The sequence below is a fragment of the Marisediminitalea alba genome (assembly GCF_002993365.1).
GTDB lineage: Bacteria > Pseudomonadota > Gammaproteobacteria > Enterobacterales > Alteromonadaceae > Alteromonas > Alteromonas alba.
Window position 1 is genome coordinate 1 of the sequence record NZ_PVNP01000050.1, and the last position, 17,218, is coordinate 17,218.

The following is a 17,218-nucleotide window of genomic DNA, read 5'->3' on the forward strand; positions in this document are numbered from 1 at the left end:
CCTAAACCGCTTCCTGTTCGTCAGGCCAGCATTTTGCCTTCGGCTTCCTTCAGATTTCACCTCACGATGAACACCCTTGCCGTTCGGCTAGCACTTCCCCTTGCCGGGTGTGCAGAGGACTTCCACCTCCAAGTCATCAACTCACCACCACAGTGAGTCGAACAGTGCTAAAGCACTACGCGCCATGCCCGGCGCACCACCATAAAAAAACGGTGGCCTTAGCCACCGTTTTCTCTGGAATTTTGAGACTCCCTCTCAGCGTTAGTGCAATTCTAAGCATAGCTTTTAATCCCGCACGCAATTCCTTCTTACTCTGCTTCACAGCAGGCCACCTGTCCTTAGGCGTATCCCTTTCCATTTTCCGTTAAAACCTTTACATCCTGTAAGGTATTCTCCGCTCCTGGAGTTGTCCTTAACCTTCCTGGCTTATTCCATTCCTATTGGCATCCCAGCCTCTTCCTTAAATCCTGATGGTTTATTCCTTTAAACCGGATTCCGTTTGTCTTCCTGACATCGTCATCCTGACGCAAATCCTGTTGCCTTTCCTGGCTGTTGTCTTCCTGACAAGTCACATCTCCTTGCGACATGTATAGATTACCCCTCTGAGAAAAACCTGCCACCGACGGATCACATATAGTCGGCTTGTTTGTCAGGGCTTAGCGGGAAACAAAATTAATACTCTTTATTTTTTAATTACTTAGCCAATAGTGTAAGGCCTGAGGAGGCGAAACAAACCGTCTATTCGTACACTTGTGTAGGAAATATCTTACAAAGATACCGACCATAAGCCATGTGGCCAAATAGTTTGGGAATTTGATTCCGGAATGAGATTCTCATTAAGTGGTGGTGACGTATTGTAAATTTATGGAGTGAAAGTGAATAACACCGCGAACTTTACTAATTAAAGCACAACTATATACTGCTGATATCAATATAGTTTTAAAATTAGAAATGTAAATGTCAAAATGGAAGTTCGGCGTTATCTTTCTCGCCTTTATCGTTACTCATCTAGCTCACGCAGAGCCTAAAAATGTGATTGTGATCCTTGCCGATGATCTGGGTTGGAATGACACAACATTGTTTGGCAACGACCAGTTTTTAGAAACCCCTAACCTGGAAAGACTAGCCGAACAGGGGATGCTTTATACTCACTCCTATACAAACAACCCACTTTGCTCACCAAACCGGGCATCAATTTTAACCGGACAGACACCCGCCAGGCATGGCTCAATCCAGCCATTGCATCATTTAGATAATGTAAGGTTGGTTGCCGATCTGCCACATTCGGCTGCCAGTAATCGAATGTCAATTGCGCCGCACACGGTTACCCGTCTTGATACGTCTATTCCTACCCTCTCATCTGTATTAAAACAACATGGATATCAAACTGCACACTTCGGTAAATGGCATTTGGGAGCAAGTCCATACAGCCCGCTTGAGCATGGCTTTGATATTGATATTCCTCATTTTGATGGCGCAGGCCCGACAGGAGGTTTTTTAGCGCCATGGGACTTTGCGCCAAATCTACAGCCTCAGACCCGCGGCGAGCATATCGACGAGCGTTTAGCCACAGAAGCTGGTAACTGGATCGCTGAAGTAAGCCAGGATGGTCCTTTTTACCTGAATTTCTGGGCCTTCTCCGTTCATTCACCTTTCAACGCCGATCCCGATCTGGTCGCGCATTTTGTAGAGAAACGCTCACCCTATAATATTCAACGCAGTGTCGTTTACGCTGCTATGGTCAAGCATTTTGATAACGCGATCGGAACATTGCTGGATAAGCTGGAAGAATTAAATTTAACTGAGGACACCATCATTATTTTCAGCTCTGACAATGGCGGCAATATGTATAGTGTGCTCGGCAATATTCGCGCCACCAATAATTTTCCATTGCGCGGTGGCAAAGCAACTAACTTTGATGGCGGCATTCGTGTCCCCACCATTATCAGCTGGCCCGGCAAAACGACACCTAATTCAATATCGTCAACGCCTATTCAATCTGTAGACTTCATGCCTACACTGCTCGAAGGGCTGGGTATCCCGCTCCCTTCGCAGTCAACGATAGACGGTCAGGATATAAGTAATACCTTTACAGGCAATTCGCCTGACCCGCGCCCATTAATTAACTTTTTCCCGGTTAATGCAGTGGTGCCTGACTGGCTGCCACCGTCGGTGACTTTACAATATGACGGCTGGAAACTAATTCGAAGTTTCGAATATGGCCAGTCCGAAAGGCACTTATATTATTTATATGATCTTGAAAATGATGTTGGTGAAACCACAAACCTGGCGGCTGAATATCCCTCTAAAGTTGATGAGTTAGATCTGTTGATACAACAACATTTAGATGAAGCCAATGCAGTCGTTCCAATAGCAAACCCCAGTTATCGGCCAGGCACTTTTGATTATTCCTCTATCGGCAATCCCGCAGAACATTGGCGTCTCCCTGTTGTTGATGCTAACAACGCCCCACCTCAAATTACAGCTTATGCCTCTGAGCAGCGAATTTCAGAAGGTCAGCAAACCTCAATCCGCTTTTATGTAGAGGATGATGGCAACAATGCGTCAGTTAATTACAGGCAGGTAACCGGACCGGAAGTTGAACTTAGACAAACAGAGCCAGGTACCCTTCTCATTACCGGTCCAACAGTCTATACCGAGACAATTGTCACATTAGGCTTTGTTGCTAATGACTCAGTAAATACTTCAGTGAAGCATTTGGCGGTTTTTATCGAACCTGTCGAATCAGTACCATCGGTTAGTGTGACGTCTGACGCCACGTCAGTTGAAAAAGGGAAGTTAATTCAGTTAAACATTACAACATCAGATAAAAACAGGGAGCCATTAACATTAGCCGTGAGCTCGGACACTTTACCTGCGTCTGTATTAACACCACCGCCACTTCAAGGTGCTTATGACGTGATGATCCCGGCAGATTTTACCGGCGATTCAGTAACATTAACGTTTACTGTCTCCGATGGTACGTCGCAAGAAACAACCGATTTGACTTTTGGCGTAAATGCACCTGAGCCGGTGGTTGATAACACCACTAATAACTCGTCCGGAGGCGGTATTGTAATGTTCTGGCAGTTAATCGTATTGCTGATGATTGTTTGGGTCCGCCGAATGAGTAACAGCCAAAAGGCAGGTCTTAGCTGACGCTTAAACTATCAGGCCTTCTATCGGAGGTCTGATATTTTCTACGAGAGCTCTACACTTTTCTAACATTTGCTGTTGACTAAAGAGCCTGAACTTATCGACAATGCCGCTCGTAAGCGTGAAATGATGAAATTGTGATGTTCGTAGAATAACTGATTTGCAAAAAAAACGGTGACCTGGGCCACCGTTTTCTTCTAGAATTTAGAACTCCTTCTCTGCGCTAGTGCAGTTTCGGATATTATCTGAAACTCCGCACGCAAATCCTTCTTGTCTGCTTTGCAGCAGCCCACCTTGTCCGTGGTGTTTCCCTTTCCATTTTTCCTTCTAAACTTTACATCCTGTAAAGTAGTCTCCACTCCTGGAGTTGTCCTTAGCCATCCTGGCTTATTCCATTCCTGTTGGCATCCCAGCCTCTTCCTTAAATCCCATTGGTTTATTCCGTTAAACCGGATTCCGTTTATCTTCCTGACATCGTCATCCTGACGCGTGTTCCTGTTGCAGCTTCCTGCGCGCTATCTTCCTGATAAGTGTCTTCATGACTTGTCGCATCTCCTTGCGACATGTTTAGAATACGCTTCTGAGAAAAACCTGCCACCGGTGGATTACGCTAAACCACCAGATTCTCATTCAACTCGCCTGTGACAGATTTAATAATCTATACTATTCATAACCTTAGCCAAAAGTGTAAGGTAAGGCCGGGCAAAACAAACCACTTATTCGTACACTTTTGTAGGAAATGTCTTACACGCTAAGGGTAGTGTTTGTCACCCTTAGCCCGGTCTTGCGTTACGGTTTATCCGCAGGCATAACAAATACTTCTCTGACACAGGCTGTTTTGCTGCTCGACAACGCATAAAGCACAGCTTCAGCAATGTCTTCTGGCGCAATTTTGTCGTCTTTCGGTTCATCAAAAAATGGTGTGTTAACCATGCCCGGACAGATGGTGGTGCACTTACCGCCCCACTCACGCATTTCTTCAGCCAGGTTCATACCAAACCCGTAGGCAAACCATTTGGTAGCGCCATATACCGAACCTTTAAGTGTCATACGACCTGCGGCAGAACTGGTTAACAGAAAGTGCCCTTCACTGTCTTTAAGATAAGGCAAACTGGCTTTCGCCGTATACAGCAAGCCGTTAACGTTGGCACCCAACATAGTGGACCACTCTCTAACGTCGCCCTCTGCCACACCCGGGGAGTTCACGCCGGTGCCGGCATTGGCAAAGACACCGTCAATGCTGCCAAATTTGCTATGGATGTCTGCAAATGTATTATTTAACGTGTCGAAGTCGCTAACATCCGCCTTTAATGCATAGGCCTTGTCTTCGCCCAGTTCACTAACCAGTTCCTTAAGCTTATCCAGACGTCTGGCCAGCAAGGCAACCTGATAGCCTTTAGCCACCAGCGCCCGTGCAGTGGCCTCACCGATTCCGCTTGATGCGCCGGTAATGGCGATAACTTTTGTTTTGGTTTGTTGTGTTACTGACATTATGACTCCTGCCTGCTAATTCGAATTACGCTACCAGCTCACTGATTTTGCCAACAAACGCGGGAATGTCGTCTGGATTTCTACTGGTAACGAGTTTACCGTCGTGAACAACCTCGTTGTCTTCCCAGGCTGCACCGGCGTTGAGTAAATCGGTTTTAATACTTGGAAACGACGTGACTTTGCTGTCCCGGGCTAATTCTGATTCAATAAGTAACCAGGGCCCATGACAAATTGCGCCAATAGCCCGGACACGGGTTTCTGCGTGTGCGCGTTTAATGAAAGAAACGGCCTGCTTGTTGTTACGTAGGATATCCGGGTTAATCTGGCCGCCTGGCAACACTATCGCGTCATAATCACCTGGCGCAGCAGCGGCAACCTGTCCATCAACAGCCACTTCATCGCCCCATTTATCCTGGTCCCAACCGGTTATTGTTGCCTGATCGTCAATAGAAAGTACCTCTACCTCAGCCCCTTGCTCAGCGAGCATTTCTTTGGGTTTAATCAGTTCACTCTGCTCAAAGCCACTGGTTGCCAGAATCGCTATCTTTTTACCTTTCAAATTAAATTGATTGCTCATATTAAACACTCCTGTGACAAGCTGGTTTTAAAGTTTTGCGTGACCGATACGGCAGCAACATCCGTTCCAAACACATAAGCAATTGATTTAAATTAAAAATAGAAAAATTATTCGTTCTTGTAGCAGTCCCTGGAGGAAAGTTTTGCAGTCAGTGTGAAGGACTTACAGGGACAGACTATTGGAGTAATCGGGCACTAATCGAATTCAGTTTATGCGGATATCCGGTAGCAAAATAGCACCTTATGCTGTGCGCAAAACCGCATAATAAACGCATGACTTTTCACAATATTGGCTCTGGAATAGCGAAAAAATGGCACACCACTATCATCCGATCGCAATCTGGTTACACTGGCTGATGGCCATAATGCTGGCCATTGTCTGCTTATCAATGGAATTTATCAGCCTATACCCAAAAGGTAGCAGTGGTCGGACACTGATGTTATCCACGCATTACCTGTTAGGTCTGGTTATCGTCATACTGGCATTCGTCAGGCTGTGGTTCTGGTGGCGCAGTAAGCCGGTTGAAAACCCCGACCAGGGGCCCATGCAAAAGTATATAGCGAGGGCGGTTTTCATACTGTTATACGGCCTTATGATCACCTTACCGATCGTGGGTTGGGTGGATATTGGTCTGTGGGATGTGTCAGTTTCAGCTTTTGGCTGGCAACTGCCACAAATAGCCTCACCAGACAGCGTCATGGCGGAAGAGCTATCTCAGGTTCATATTTTGATGGCAAAAACCGGCTATGGGCTCGTTGGGCTGCATGGCACTGCTGCCCTTTATCATCACTTCATATTAAAAGATGCCACGCTGAAAAGGATGTTACCGCGCTTCCGCCAGCGGCTTAGCTAGCAGCCAGAGACTGACTAACGTCAGGCTCTGTTCATATTGCTGCCATAAAAACTGCTATCAGGGCAGATATGCCCCGCCACAAACCGGAATATAAGTCCCTGTAACGTGAGATGCTCCCTCGCTAGCTAGGAAACGTATGGTGTTAGCAACGTCTTCCGGCTGCGCTATACGTTGGTTTGGCGTGATGCTGCGAATAAATTCTTTAAACTCTTCCGGAGCCTGTTTAGTGGCATCAGTCTCAACCATGCCCGGCGCAACAATATTGGCAGTGATCCCGAAAGGACCAAGCTCCTGAGCAAGGTATTTATTAAAGCTATCCAGCGCGCCCTTCGCTGAACCATGAGCAATAAAGCTTGGTGCAGGCGCTTCCGAAAGCGTACTGGAGATAAACACAAGCCGCCCAAACTGCTTCTCTTTCATACTCTTAGCAGCTAATTGCGCAGTAACATACGAAGCATGCATTTCATCATTGAGTTTCTGGGCAAATTCATCCCAACTCTGATCAAGAAACGGCTTGGGTGTAAAGTTCATGTTGGCGTTGGACACCAGTACATCCACCCCACCGAATTCATCGTTGATTTTATTGAACATGGCCGCCAGCTGGGAATCATCCCGCACATCGGCCTGTAAAGCTACCGCTTCACCACCTTGCGCAATAATACTTTGCGCTAATTCTTCGGCAGTGGCTGCGCTATTTACATAATTGATAAAAACGCGGTATCCCTCTTCGGCCAGCGCTTTAACCGTTGCGGCACCAATACCTCTTGCTCCACCAGTCACCAATGCATTACGTGTTGTCATATAAAATTCCTCAGAATAAATAATGTCAGGACATGGCGCCCTGACCACCAGATATTGCCATCGTAAAACCTCAAGCATACTTAAGGTCAATAGTTATCTGGCTTTATATTCTGCTAATTTACCTTTTTACTGCCCGTTAAATTGTACGAGTGGTTCCAGACACAGATACAGGGCTGCCTTTTTCCTCAGACAGACTAACTCTTATCAATGAAGGTGCTCCCATATCTTCGCCCTGACGGATAGTAAACTGACCATTGTGGGGCCAGTTAGCATCACGCAGATAACCGGCAAAAGCAGCCGCTGCAGCGCCGGTAGCCGGATCTTCAATAACCCCACCCGAGGCAAAAGCGTTTCTGACCTCAAATACCTGGGGACTTTCAATATACACCAGCATGATGGTTACCAGTCCCAGCGCTTCCATAACAGCTTTACCTGCCGTCAGGAAATACGCCATGCTGGCCAGTTTTTGCCTGCTTTGCAGCGGCAATACAATGTGGTTTGAACCGCCATGGATATAAGCCGGAGATAATCGTTCATCGAGGTCTTCTTCTGAAAGGCCGAAAAGTTTAAGCGCCTGGGTGAGTTCATCGCTGGTGACCGGTCGACTATGAGTAGGTGGTGAAGTTAGCGTAGCCGCAACGCCTTGCTCGGTTTGTTGTGTATTAACGGCTATTTCTGCGCTGTTGATAGTGAGTTTATACTCGCCGGCACCTGCGTGTTCACCTAACACCGCGCCAAGCGCTATGGTGGCATGGCCGCAAAATGGCACCTCAGATTCAGGCGAAAAATAACGTACCCGCCAGGCTGATTCATCTTCTGCAAGAGGATAAGCAAAGGCGGTTTCTGAATACCCCACCTCAGCAGCAATGCTACGCATCTCACTTTCTGTCATTGGGTCTTTGAGTAACACCACACCGGCGGGATTGCCACCATTGTTGCCATCGCTGAATGCGGCTATACGTTGTACGTTCATAACTGTTCCTTACGCGGTAAATTAACGGGCTGATAGCTTTTATAGAATATCACTGTCCGTACACTCCTTTCACTACCATTCGATAAGCCTTATATTGATTTCTCATTTCATATAAAGGTAAATTAAACAAATAACCTTCAATTTAAAGATTAGCTATGACAAAACAGATTGACCACCTCGATAAAGCCATTTTAACTGTGCTGGATAACAATGCCCGCCTGAGCCTGGCAGAGATAGGTAAGCAAGTCGGGTTATCCGGCCCGGCAGTAGGTGAAAGAATCAAAACGCTTCAGCATAAAGGCGTTATTGACGGGTTTGGCGTACGGCTGGATATGCGAGCGCTGGGCTATAGCATCCAGGCGCTGGTAAGAATAAAGCCGAAGTCAGGGCAGATAAGAAAAGTGGAAAAACTAATTAGCGACGAGCCCCGCTTTATGGCCTGCGATCGGGTAACCGGTGAGGACTGCTTAATCGCACGCCTGGCGTTGCGGGATATCGCAGAACTCGATGATATTATGTTTCCGCTGCATGAATGTGCCGATACCAACACCTCCATCGTTAAATCATCGTTGTTCGAGCCCCGGCTACCGCAGATCAATATCAGTAAAGTGGCCCGCTAATGTTTACTGCCCTGTCGGGATGATTGCTGCTCAGGCAGTTGGTTCAGTCGTGTCGCCATTGTATCGGCTTCCTGTTTAATCACACGATCAGCGTCAATATCACTGAGAGGCTCAATTATATCCCGTTCAAAATAACCATCGGTAATCATAGACAGATAACGGCCGCAGCAAACCCGCAGAAACGAGGTGAAGTTGCCAACGTCATGGTCGGCATCGAGTGACTCCAGATACAGTTTTGAAATCAACTGGCTCACGCTCAGTTCGTCCCGGCTGGCGATTTCCTGCAGCACATTCCAGAAAAAAGTCTCCATGCGGATGGAGGTCACCACGCCATCAATTCGCATTGAGCGGGTAGTACTCGTCCATAAAGACGGATCGGCATTAATGAATAATCCACACACAGACTTCTCCCTATTCTTTGCTTAAAGCAACGCCATAAACTGGCTTAACAATGCCGGATGAGCCGGCCAGGCCGGGCCTGTCACCAACTTACCATCAGTAATGGCCTCATCCATATTCACAGCAACATAGGTGGCCCCTGCCAATTTTATTTCCGGCTCGCATGCCGGGTATGCAGACACTTGCTTACCTTCCAGCATACCGGCCGCTGCCAGTAACTGAGGGCCATGACAAATCGAGCTAACCGGTTTGTCAGCGGTAAAAAACGCTTTCACCAACGCAATGACATCCGCATTTAACCGCAGATACTCTGGCGCCCGGCCGCCGGGAATATACAAACCATCATAATCTTCGGCCTTAACGTCTGCAAAGGTCGCGTTTAGCGTAAAATTATGGCCCGGCTTTTCGGTGTAGGTCTGATCGCCTTCAAAATCGTGGATTGCCGTTTTAATGGTATCCCCTGCCGATTTATCCGGACACACCGCATCAACCTCATGGCCACAAGCCAGCAAGGTTTGAAATGGCACCATATTTTCGTAGTCTTCTACAAAATCACCCGTGATCATCAGGATCTTGCTCATAGTGTTACCTCGATAATAAGTTAAGAAGTTGTTATACAAACACAGTTACTTCACAGGCAGGTAACAACATACTACTACATGATTAATATACGTATGGAAAAGTAAAGTTTTTGCCTCAGGCAATTAGCTTTGCCAGCGCTATAGTGTATCCAAATCCAAAAGCGATCCTCTATTCATTGACAATCCGGCTCAGGCACTTTAATTGCGGCTTAATATCATGGTAATGTTACGATTAATAAGAACAAAAAAATCATGTGATAAGGATTGTCCGTGCGAAGAATGGTTGTTGGAACGGGTATAGCCCTGATCGCCACTGGGCTTTGGTTTTATGCCACCATGGAGCCAGTTGACAATCCCGATATTCCTACCGACAATGCTACCGGCCAGGTTGCCATTGATACGTCCCCACAGGAAAGTGCGCTACCTGCTAGCAAGACTGAAAACACGCCTGAAGAAACATTTATCCCCACAACCAACCGATGTGCGCAATTTCGCTACGACTTAAATCACACAAAAAGTAAATTTTTCGAACAAACCGACTTAAACCCTTACCTGGATAAAGGCTATTCCGCCGACGATATTACATTAGCTATAATACTTATGGATTCCCGGTTAAGTGCCGTTAGATGGCGGGACACTTATCGCAAACAATTCAGCCCGATTAATCAGGCCAACAAAATCTACGGCGGGCAAATAAAGTCAGACAATAAAGGTTGGATTAGCAGGAGCCCATTCGCGAGCGACGCGCGTACGCGCTGGGTGCTCAAAAAAGCGCGTGCAGGCGAAGTGCCGATAGGAACACTCCCTGATGCATTACTCCCCGATGATGTTGCAACACTAATACTAAACCAATCCATTGGTGATGACACCATAAAGCAATTTGCGTTAGCCCTGGACGATATCAACGCCTCACTGGGCGATGAGCAAGCTCTGGGGATGCTAAATATTCTGGATGCAGCCATCTGGGTTGGCCGCAATGATCTGGCCCGCTGGCTGATGAGAAAAGGGGTTTCGTTACAATCAGATCCCTTTATCGGTGGTCCTTTGGATTATGCACTGGACCGCCTCCATCAATTGGTGGGAATGATGGGTTCAGGAGGCAAGTCTGAAGATGTCATTCGGCAGTTGGCTTTTATAGATTATCTGATAGGGCTTGGGCAGCAGGCCACGGTTGCGTCTACTGAAGATGGCTATTTTGTTAACAACTCCGGGTACTCGTCCTACTTTTTTAAACCTGAAGGTGTTTCTTCCATACTGGAACGCTTCGGTTATAACCTGTTCGCCACACCAAAGACAATTCCACCAACCAAAACTGCAAAAACAACGCAATTGATGGATGAGTTATCAGCTCAGCAGCAGGCCTATGTTAGCGATAACGGCTATGCCACAGCCAATAAAATACAAGCACAATGTGAAGACTATCGAGCCAAAGTAAAACGTTATTGGAAACCTGAACTTATAGACGTAAGTGAATCTGAGGAAACCGATAAAACGTTATTTAATCGTGCTCCTGAATTAGTCAGTTGCAGACGTTCTGCCGATAATTACGAAGTGAAAAAAAGTGAGAATAAAAATACTCCTGCATACCTGCGTGCCAATATTTTATGGAGAAGCGGCGATTACACACTTACCGCCTCCACTCTAAACGCCGCTCCTGAAATATTGCAACTTTTCTCTCATAATGCGCTGGCGGAATTCCCTACTACATATCCCTCCCTGATTAGTCTTGGCCTCATGCCAGACGAACTAAACTACCTGTTTTTTGATGACGGTATTACCCGGGGCCTTTCTGCCTCTACCCTGCATAAATTAAATGAATCAGGATTTGATCTGCATACCTTAGATCGCTACGGTCGCAGCTTGCTTTTTACCGCGATTCAGGCGATGAACCTTGAAGCCCTGACATTCCTGGTAGAACAAAACGTGCCTTATTACCAGCCCGATGATGCACCGGATCCGCTCTATCAGGCCCTTTACTTTGCCGCCACTCGCGGGCATGAAAAAAACGCGTATGAAATCGTTTCACAGCTAATGAGCTATCAGCCCACCATCACTCAGGCACACCTTAACCAAATGCTGTTGCTAAAGCTGAGGTTTCGTCAAACCTATGACAACATCGTCGATGCTTTCCCTGCACTGGCCAGTGATGAAGACAGCGCGGTTTACCCAACAGAAACCTGCAGACTTTAACTCCAACCTCTAATCCATGACTTCAATTGAAACCTAACGCGATGTTATGCCGCTAGTCGAATCGCCCTTTTGATTCGCTACATCATCCCAATACTACTTGGTATGCAAACTAACAGGTATTTTCATGACTAATCCCTTGCCCCTGTCGATTCTCGACCTCGCCCATGTCGCCCAAGGCAGTTCCGTACGCGACGCTCTGCTGCGCAGTCAGGCCATCGCGCAAACGGCTGAACAAGCCGGGTTTACCCGCTATTGGCTGGCTGAACATCATGGTATGCGGGCTGTGGCCAGCGCCGCCACTGCGGTGTTGTTATCTAGCGTGGGCGCAATCACCAACCGTATTCGTATTGGCTCTGGTGGCGTTATGCTGCCCAATCATGCACCGTTGGTGATTGCCGAGCAATTTGGTACGTTAGCGGAGCTTTATCCCGATCGTGTAGATTTGGGGCTTGGCCGTGCGCCAGGCACTGACATGGCAACCGCCAGGGCTCTGCGCCGCGACATTCAGGGCGATGCCGAGCGCTATCCCGAGGATGTCGTTGAACTTCAGCGATTGCTGGGCACACCTGAAGAAGGCCAAAAGCCTATTGCTGTGCCCGGCGCCGGCACCAATGTGCCAATTTGGTTACTCGGTTCCAGTTTATATTCAGCTCAGCTGGCAGCCCATATGGGTCTGCCCTTTTCCTTTGCATCACATTTCGCGCCCGACATGCTCAGTGATGCAATAAGCATTTATCGGGCAAACTTTAAACCCTCTGCACAACTGGCCAAGCCTTATGTGTCAGCGGGTGTAATGGCGGTTATTGGTGAGAATGATGACCATGCCCGCCAGCTCTTTACCTCGGTTCAGCAACAATTTGCTAATCTGCGTCGTAATGCCAACAAACCCATGCCGCCCCCGGTAGAAGATATTCGCCTGGAGCTTAACGAAATGGAAATTCGCGGTATTAACAGTACGCTGCGCTATGCTCTGGTTGGCGATAAGGAAAGTGCTGAGGCCCAGCTGAACCAGTTTGTGGCAGCATTCGGCGTGGATGAGGTGATCCTGTCATTTCCCATTTTCGAGCAAGCCTGGGTATTACAGGCTATTGAGGCAGTGGCAGCTATGCACATCAGGTCGCCAGCGTTATAACAAGGTAATTATCGAACTGGTTTTCAACCTCACTGTTAGCGCTTCCAGGTTGGTTATTTATCAACCAGCGAGCTGTACTTTGCTACGCAGACACACATTGTCTTGCGCAATCTGGCTTATTACCGATGGACTCGGGACTGAAAACGAAGAATACGTTCGATACTTTTATTGTTGCAGTAGGTGCAGCACTGGTTTTGGTAGGGCTCTACCTGTTTATTTCTGGTAAACAGGGCGATGGCTCACGCAACAGTAATGTGGAAGGCTTTGGCATCAAAATTAATGTCAGTAACCCTTCCATTATTCTGGTTGTCATTGGCATAGGGCTTATCCTGTTGCCTATGTTTTTACCTAATGCGCCGGACACCAAACCTTAAACTTCCCCGACCCAATAGACTGGCCTGGCCCCGAGCCGGGCCCCATCATCCCCGTCCAGCCCATGGTATACTATCCCGAAGGTGACTGGTATTTAGTGGGCTACACGCAAAATGGCGTCGATATTTCCATGGCGGTGGAAGGTAATGCCACCTTTAGCGCTAAATCCGCTGGCGGCGTGTCCTGGCGAATGGAATTTGTTGCTACCGACCTTTGGGGTAATATGTCACAGTATTTCTATTCGGGCACAATCTCCCACACCGATGAAGTGCGTTCGCCACCGATAATGAACCTTGAAGACAATGGCCAGTTACATCTTGAATACGCCATCGGCGTTAACAAAATCATTATCCACTGGATGAAGCTAAATTGAGGCTGGCTAGCAGTCGCTGCAAGCTTTTTAGCAAGTAGCCTCTTTTAAGGTATGGCAAGACACTGGTCGTAAAAAGATACAGGACTGACGGATATAAGTTTGCTTACCATTGTTAATTTCTGCTTTACTGTGCCCTATAAAACACAATAAAACTGCCGGGCCTGGAACCCGGCAGGATCAGGAAGTGCAATGGCTGATAAGTCTGTTCAGAAATATACCGCCCCTGCCGGTGGCTGGGGTGCATTAAAAAGCGTCACCAAAAGCTGGATCGCCAGCGAAAAGCCGCTGAAAAACCTGCGCGCTATGCTCAAAACCAATCAGGACCATGGTTTTGATTGCCCGGGCTGCGCCTGGGGTGAATCACCGGAAAATGGCCTGGTGAAATTTTGCGAAAACGGCGCTAAAGCGGTTAACTGGGAATCCTCAGGCCGCCAGGTAGGCCCGGCTTTTTTTGAGCGTTACACCGTGTCTAAGCTTTTAGAGCATAGCGACTACTGGCTGGAAGACCAGGGCCGTTTATCCCACCCCATGCAATACGATCCGGCTACAGACAAATATGTAGAAACCAGCTGGGATGATGCATTTGCATTAATTGCACAACATCTCAACCAGCTGGCCAGTCCCAACGAGGCCGAGTTTTACACCTCCGGACGAACCAGTAATGAGGCGGCTTATCTTTATCAGTTATTTGTACGCGCTTTGGGTACCAATAATTTTCCTGACTGCTCCAACATGTGTCATGAAGCCAGTGGCCACGCCATGAAACAGTCGGTGGGCGTAGGCAAAGGCACCGTGGTATTCGACGACTTCGCCAAAGCCGATGCGATTTTTGTTCTTGGCCAGAACCCGGGCACCAATCATCCACGCATGCTCGAACCGTTACGGGAAGCCGTTGAGCGAGGCGCTCAGGTGGTTTGCTTTAATCCGCTTAAAGAGCGTGGTCTGGAACGTTTTCAGCATCCGCAACATCCGCTGGAAATGTTAACCAATGGTGATGCCCCCACTAACACCGCTTATTTCCGCCCGGCGTTAGGCGGTGATATGGCGGTAATGCGCGGTATTGCCAAATGCATGCTGGAATGGGAAAGAGAAGCCCGGGCCAATAACCGCCCGGCGATATTTGATCACGATTTTATTGCCCGTCATACCAACGGCCTTGATGACTATCTGGCACTGGTTGATGCCACTTCCTGGCAAGACATCGTTGAACAGTCGGGGCTCAGCAAAGACGATATCTACCTGGCGGCCAGCATGTATTGTCGGGCTGAACGGGTGATTATGTGCTGGGCCATGGGGATCACCCAGCATAAGCACTCGGTTGCTATTATCCAGGAGATTATTAACGTACAACTCCTGCGCGGCAATGTGGGTAAGCCGGGTGCCGGATTATCACCGGTGCGAGGCCACAGCAACGTGCAGGGCGACAGAACCATGGGTATCGATGAAAAGCCACCGCAATGGCTGCTCGATGCACTGGAGGAACGCTATAACTTTTCAGTCCCCCGAGAGCCTGGTCACAACGTGGTGCAAGCTATTCAGGCCATGGAACAAGGGCGCGCTAAAGTCTTTATTGGCATGGGCGGCAACTTTGCTCAGGCCACCCCGGACACACCGCGTACTCATGAAGCGCTTAAGCGGTGCGACCTTACGGTTCACGTTAGCACCAAACTCAACCGCTCGCATTTGGTTACCGGTAAAGCCGCGCTTATTCTGCCTTGTCTGGGCCGCACTGAAGCAGATATTCAGGACGGTCAGCCTCAAGGCGTGACGGTAGAAGATACCTTTTCGATGGTACACATTTCCTATGGGCAACTACCTCCGGGCTCAGCGCTATTACGCTCAGAGCCTGCGATTGTAGCCGGAATGGCAAAAGCCACATTAGGTAATCATCCGGTAGACTGGGACGCACTAATCAACGATTACAGCCGCATCCGCGAGTTGATTGCCGATACCATCCCCGGCTTTACCGGCTTTAACGAGAAGCTATCCCAACCAGGCGGATTTCATTTACCTAACCCGGCGGCTGAGAGGACATGGCGCACGGTCAACCAGAAAGCTGGATTTGCCGCTAATCCATTACCGGGCCAATTACTCTCTGCACAATTACCCGCCGGGGAAACACCGGATCTTATACTGCAAACATTGCGCTCACACGATCAGTACAACACCACGGTTTATGGCCTTGATGACCGCTATCGAGGCGTATTTGGTCAGCGCTATGTAGTGTTCGTTAATCCAGAGGACATTAAGCGGCTGGGCTTTAGCGAAGGCGATAAGGTCGACATGATTTCCCTTTGGCATGATGGCAGAGAGCGGCGCGTGGAAGGTTTCACTCTGGTGCCTTACGATATTCTCCACGGGCAGGCTGCCGCTTATTTTCCGGAAGCCAACGGTCTGGTGCCGTTGGAAAGCTATGGCGATGATTCATTCACGCCCACTTCCAAATACATTGCTATTAAACTGATGGAAGCACAGCCTGATAACCGCATTCCGGTATCTCACAACTAGCCTGCATTACCATCTACAGAACTGTGATATACCCTGGGGGCGCTGTGGTGGGGTAAGTGGATTAAGTTAAGCTGATACCGTTTAGCCCACTCCACAGCCATGGTGGTAGGTGCAGACAAGGTAACCAGGGTTGGCAGACCAACCCGAATAGCCTTTTGCACTAACTCAAGCCCGCAACGACTGGTCAGCACCATAAAACCATTAGTTAAGGCTGTGTCGGATAAGGCCAGCGCACCAATCAGTTTATCCATAGCGTTGTGACGGCCAATATCTTCACGGCACAATGTGATGCGACCCTCGTTAGTCACATAGAATGCGGCATGCTGCGCACCACCTGAATACAGAGCCTGCTGATACTCACGGATACGATGACGAAGGTTGGTGAAGGCGTACACTTCAGGCAAGAGTGCACCCGGTAATTTAGCAAGTTCAGGTAACGCCGATTTCAGCGCATCTGTACCGCAGATACCGCAGCCCGAGCTGCCAGCCAGGCGGCGTTGATAAGACTTCAGTTGCCACTGGGCACGAGGACTAAGCTGCACATCAGCCACCCCCTGCTCTCCTTCAAAGGTCACACTGATGCTACGCAACTGGCCCGGCGAATCAATAATGCCCTGAGTCAGGCTAAATCCAACCACAAAATCCTTCACGTCATCGGGGCTAACCATCATTACCGCGTAACTGATGTCATTATAGCTGATAGCCAGGGCACATTCGGCTGGCAGCGCACTCTCTTCTTCCAGTTTCTGTGCACTGACGGTCTGGTAGCGATATACTTCAGCGGTCTTTGCTCGGTCTGCCATGGTCAGGATTCATATCGGTTGGCTTTGACTGGGATGATAGTATAACCAGGCAGGGTTAGACACCGGATTTTATCTAATTTATGAGGGACGACGGTCTGTTGTAAATACAGGGCGTTTTTTCGACAGGATCGAGTAGGAGGGAGTTTCGCAACTCCCGTCCTCTCACACCACCGGGCATACGGTTCCGTACCACGGCGGTTCCTGTCTGTATTGACCATAGTCAATACCTGAGTCTGTTTCGTTCATCGTGTCGCCGCTTTATCGTTTAGAACTCCGCAAACACCGCCCAGGTTTCCGACCCTTCTTGTATATTTGTCCCGGAGCAATGATTCTTCATTGCCTTGTGTCCCGATAACGCGAGAGCACGCGTGACTTGCCGCTCGTGACAG

Annotated in this window: 15 protein-coding genes; 8 read left to right on the forward strand and 7 right to left on the reverse strand. The window is 48.4% G+C overall.

The window, feature by feature from the left end:
• The first annotated feature begins 957 nt into the window (after nucleotides 1-957).
• On the forward strand, nucleotides 958-3,159 hold the full coding sequence (locus C6Y40_RS06100) for a sulfatase (RefSeq protein ID WP_105933831.1): 2,202 nt from the start codon (nucleotides 958-960) through the stop codon (nucleotides 3,157-3,159).
• 786 nt (nucleotides 3,160-3,945) lie between these two features.
• Here C6Y40_RS06100 and C6Y40_RS06105 read toward each other — a convergent pair.
• Nucleotides 3,946-4,647 (reverse strand): SDR family oxidoreductase, encoded by a 702-nt coding sequence (locus C6Y40_RS06105; protein ID WP_105933832.1) that lies wholly within the window; start codon nucleotides 4,645-4,647, stop codon nucleotides 3,946-3,948.
• Between the two features lie 25 nt (nucleotides 4,648-4,672).
• Complete coding sequence (locus C6Y40_RS06110) at nucleotides 4,673-5,224, reverse strand: type 1 glutamine amidotransferase domain-containing protein (RefSeq protein WP_105933833.1); 552 nt, start codon at nucleotides 5,222-5,224, stop codon at nucleotides 4,673-4,675.
• A 310-nt stretch (nucleotides 5,225-5,534) separates the two neighbouring features.
• Between C6Y40_RS06110 and C6Y40_RS06115 the strand changes: the two genes are divergently transcribed.
• Nucleotides 5,535-6,077, forward strand: a complete 543-nt coding sequence (locus tag C6Y40_RS06115) for a cytochrome b (protein ID WP_105933834.1) — start codon at nucleotides 5,535-5,537, stop codon at nucleotides 6,075-6,077.
• 57 nt (nucleotides 6,078-6,134) lie between these two features.
• Here the strand turns inward: C6Y40_RS06115 and C6Y40_RS06120 are convergent, their stop codons facing one another.
• Complete coding sequence (locus tag C6Y40_RS06120) at nucleotides 6,135-6,878, reverse strand: SDR family NAD(P)-dependent oxidoreductase (RefSeq protein WP_105933835.1); 744 nt, start codon at nucleotides 6,876-6,878, stop codon at nucleotides 6,135-6,137.
• Nucleotides 6,879-7,014: 136 nt separating this feature from the next.
• Entirely contained in the window at nucleotides 7,015-7,851 is an 837-nt protein-coding gene (locus C6Y40_RS06125; RefSeq protein ID WP_105933836.1) for a PhzF family phenazine biosynthesis protein, read from the reverse strand.
• Nucleotides 7,852-8,006: 155 nt separating this feature from the next.
• Between C6Y40_RS06125 and C6Y40_RS06130 the strand changes: the two genes are divergently transcribed.
• On the forward strand, nucleotides 8,007-8,471 hold the full coding sequence (locus C6Y40_RS06130; RefSeq protein ID WP_105933837.1) for an Lrp/AsnC family transcriptional regulator: 465 nt from the start codon (nucleotides 8,007-8,009) through the stop codon (nucleotides 8,469-8,471).
• On the opposite strand, the gene C6Y40_RS06135 is transcribed toward C6Y40_RS06130, so the two are convergent.
• Both C6Y40_RS06135 and C6Y40_RS06140 read right to left on the reverse strand, forming a co-directional pair.
• Nucleotides 8,468-8,872, reverse strand: a complete 405-nt coding sequence (locus C6Y40_RS06135; RefSeq protein ID WP_105933838.1) for a ribbon-helix-helix domain-containing protein — start codon at nucleotides 8,870-8,872, stop codon at nucleotides 8,468-8,470. The genes C6Y40_RS06130 and C6Y40_RS06135 overlap by 4 nt on opposite strands.
• Nucleotides 8,873-8,893: 21 nt before the next feature.
• Nucleotides 8,894-9,451, reverse strand: a complete 558-nt coding sequence (locus C6Y40_RS06140; RefSeq protein WP_105933839.1) for a DJ-1/PfpI family protein — start codon at nucleotides 9,449-9,451, stop codon at nucleotides 8,894-8,896.
• A gap of 270 nt (nucleotides 9,452-9,721) precedes the next feature.
• Between C6Y40_RS06140 and C6Y40_RS06145 the strand changes: the two genes are divergently transcribed.
• The 5 genes from C6Y40_RS06145 to C6Y40_RS06165 all read left to right on the forward strand — a co-directional run bounded on the left by C6Y40_RS06145 (nucleotide 9,722) and on the right by C6Y40_RS06165 (nucleotide 16,026).
• The gene (locus tag C6Y40_RS06145; protein ID WP_146129512.1) at nucleotides 9,722-11,641 is read left to right on the forward strand and encodes an ankyrin repeat domain-containing protein; all 1,920 of its coding nucleotides are present in this window, start codon (nucleotides 9,722-9,724) and stop codon (nucleotides 11,639-11,641) included.
• A gap of 124 nt (nucleotides 11,642-11,765) precedes the next feature.
• Nucleotides 11,766-12,773: an LLM class flavin-dependent oxidoreductase gene (locus C6Y40_RS06150; RefSeq protein WP_105933841.1), complete on the forward strand. Its 1,008-nt coding sequence runs from the start codon at nucleotides 11,766-11,768 to the stop codon at nucleotides 12,771-12,773.
• A 125-nt stretch (nucleotides 12,774-12,898) separates the two neighbouring features.
• Nucleotides 12,899-13,147: a hypothetical protein gene (locus C6Y40_RS06155; RefSeq protein ID WP_105933842.1), complete on the forward strand. Its 249-nt coding sequence runs from the start codon at nucleotides 12,899-12,901 to the stop codon at nucleotides 13,145-13,147.
• A gap of 62 nt (nucleotides 13,148-13,209) precedes the next feature.
• Entirely contained in the window at nucleotides 13,210-13,518 is a 309-nt protein-coding gene (locus C6Y40_RS06160) for a hypothetical protein (protein WP_105933843.1), read from the forward strand.
• A gap of 189 nt (nucleotides 13,519-13,707) precedes the next feature.
• Nucleotides 13,708-16,026 carry an FdhF/YdeP family oxidoreductase gene (locus C6Y40_RS06165; protein ID WP_105933844.1) on the forward strand — a complete coding sequence of 773 codons (2,319 nt, stop codon included), beginning with the start codon at nucleotides 13,708-13,710 and terminating at the stop codon, nucleotides 16,024-16,026.
• Here C6Y40_RS06165 and C6Y40_RS06170 read toward each other — a convergent pair.
• A complete protein-coding gene (locus C6Y40_RS06170) occupies nucleotides 16,023-16,829 on the reverse strand; it encodes a formate dehydrogenase accessory sulfurtransferase FdhD (RefSeq protein WP_105933845.1) in 807 nt (268 codons plus the stop codon). The genes C6Y40_RS06165 and C6Y40_RS06170 overlap by 4 nt on opposite strands.
• Nucleotides 16,830-17,218: the final 389 nt, after the last annotated feature.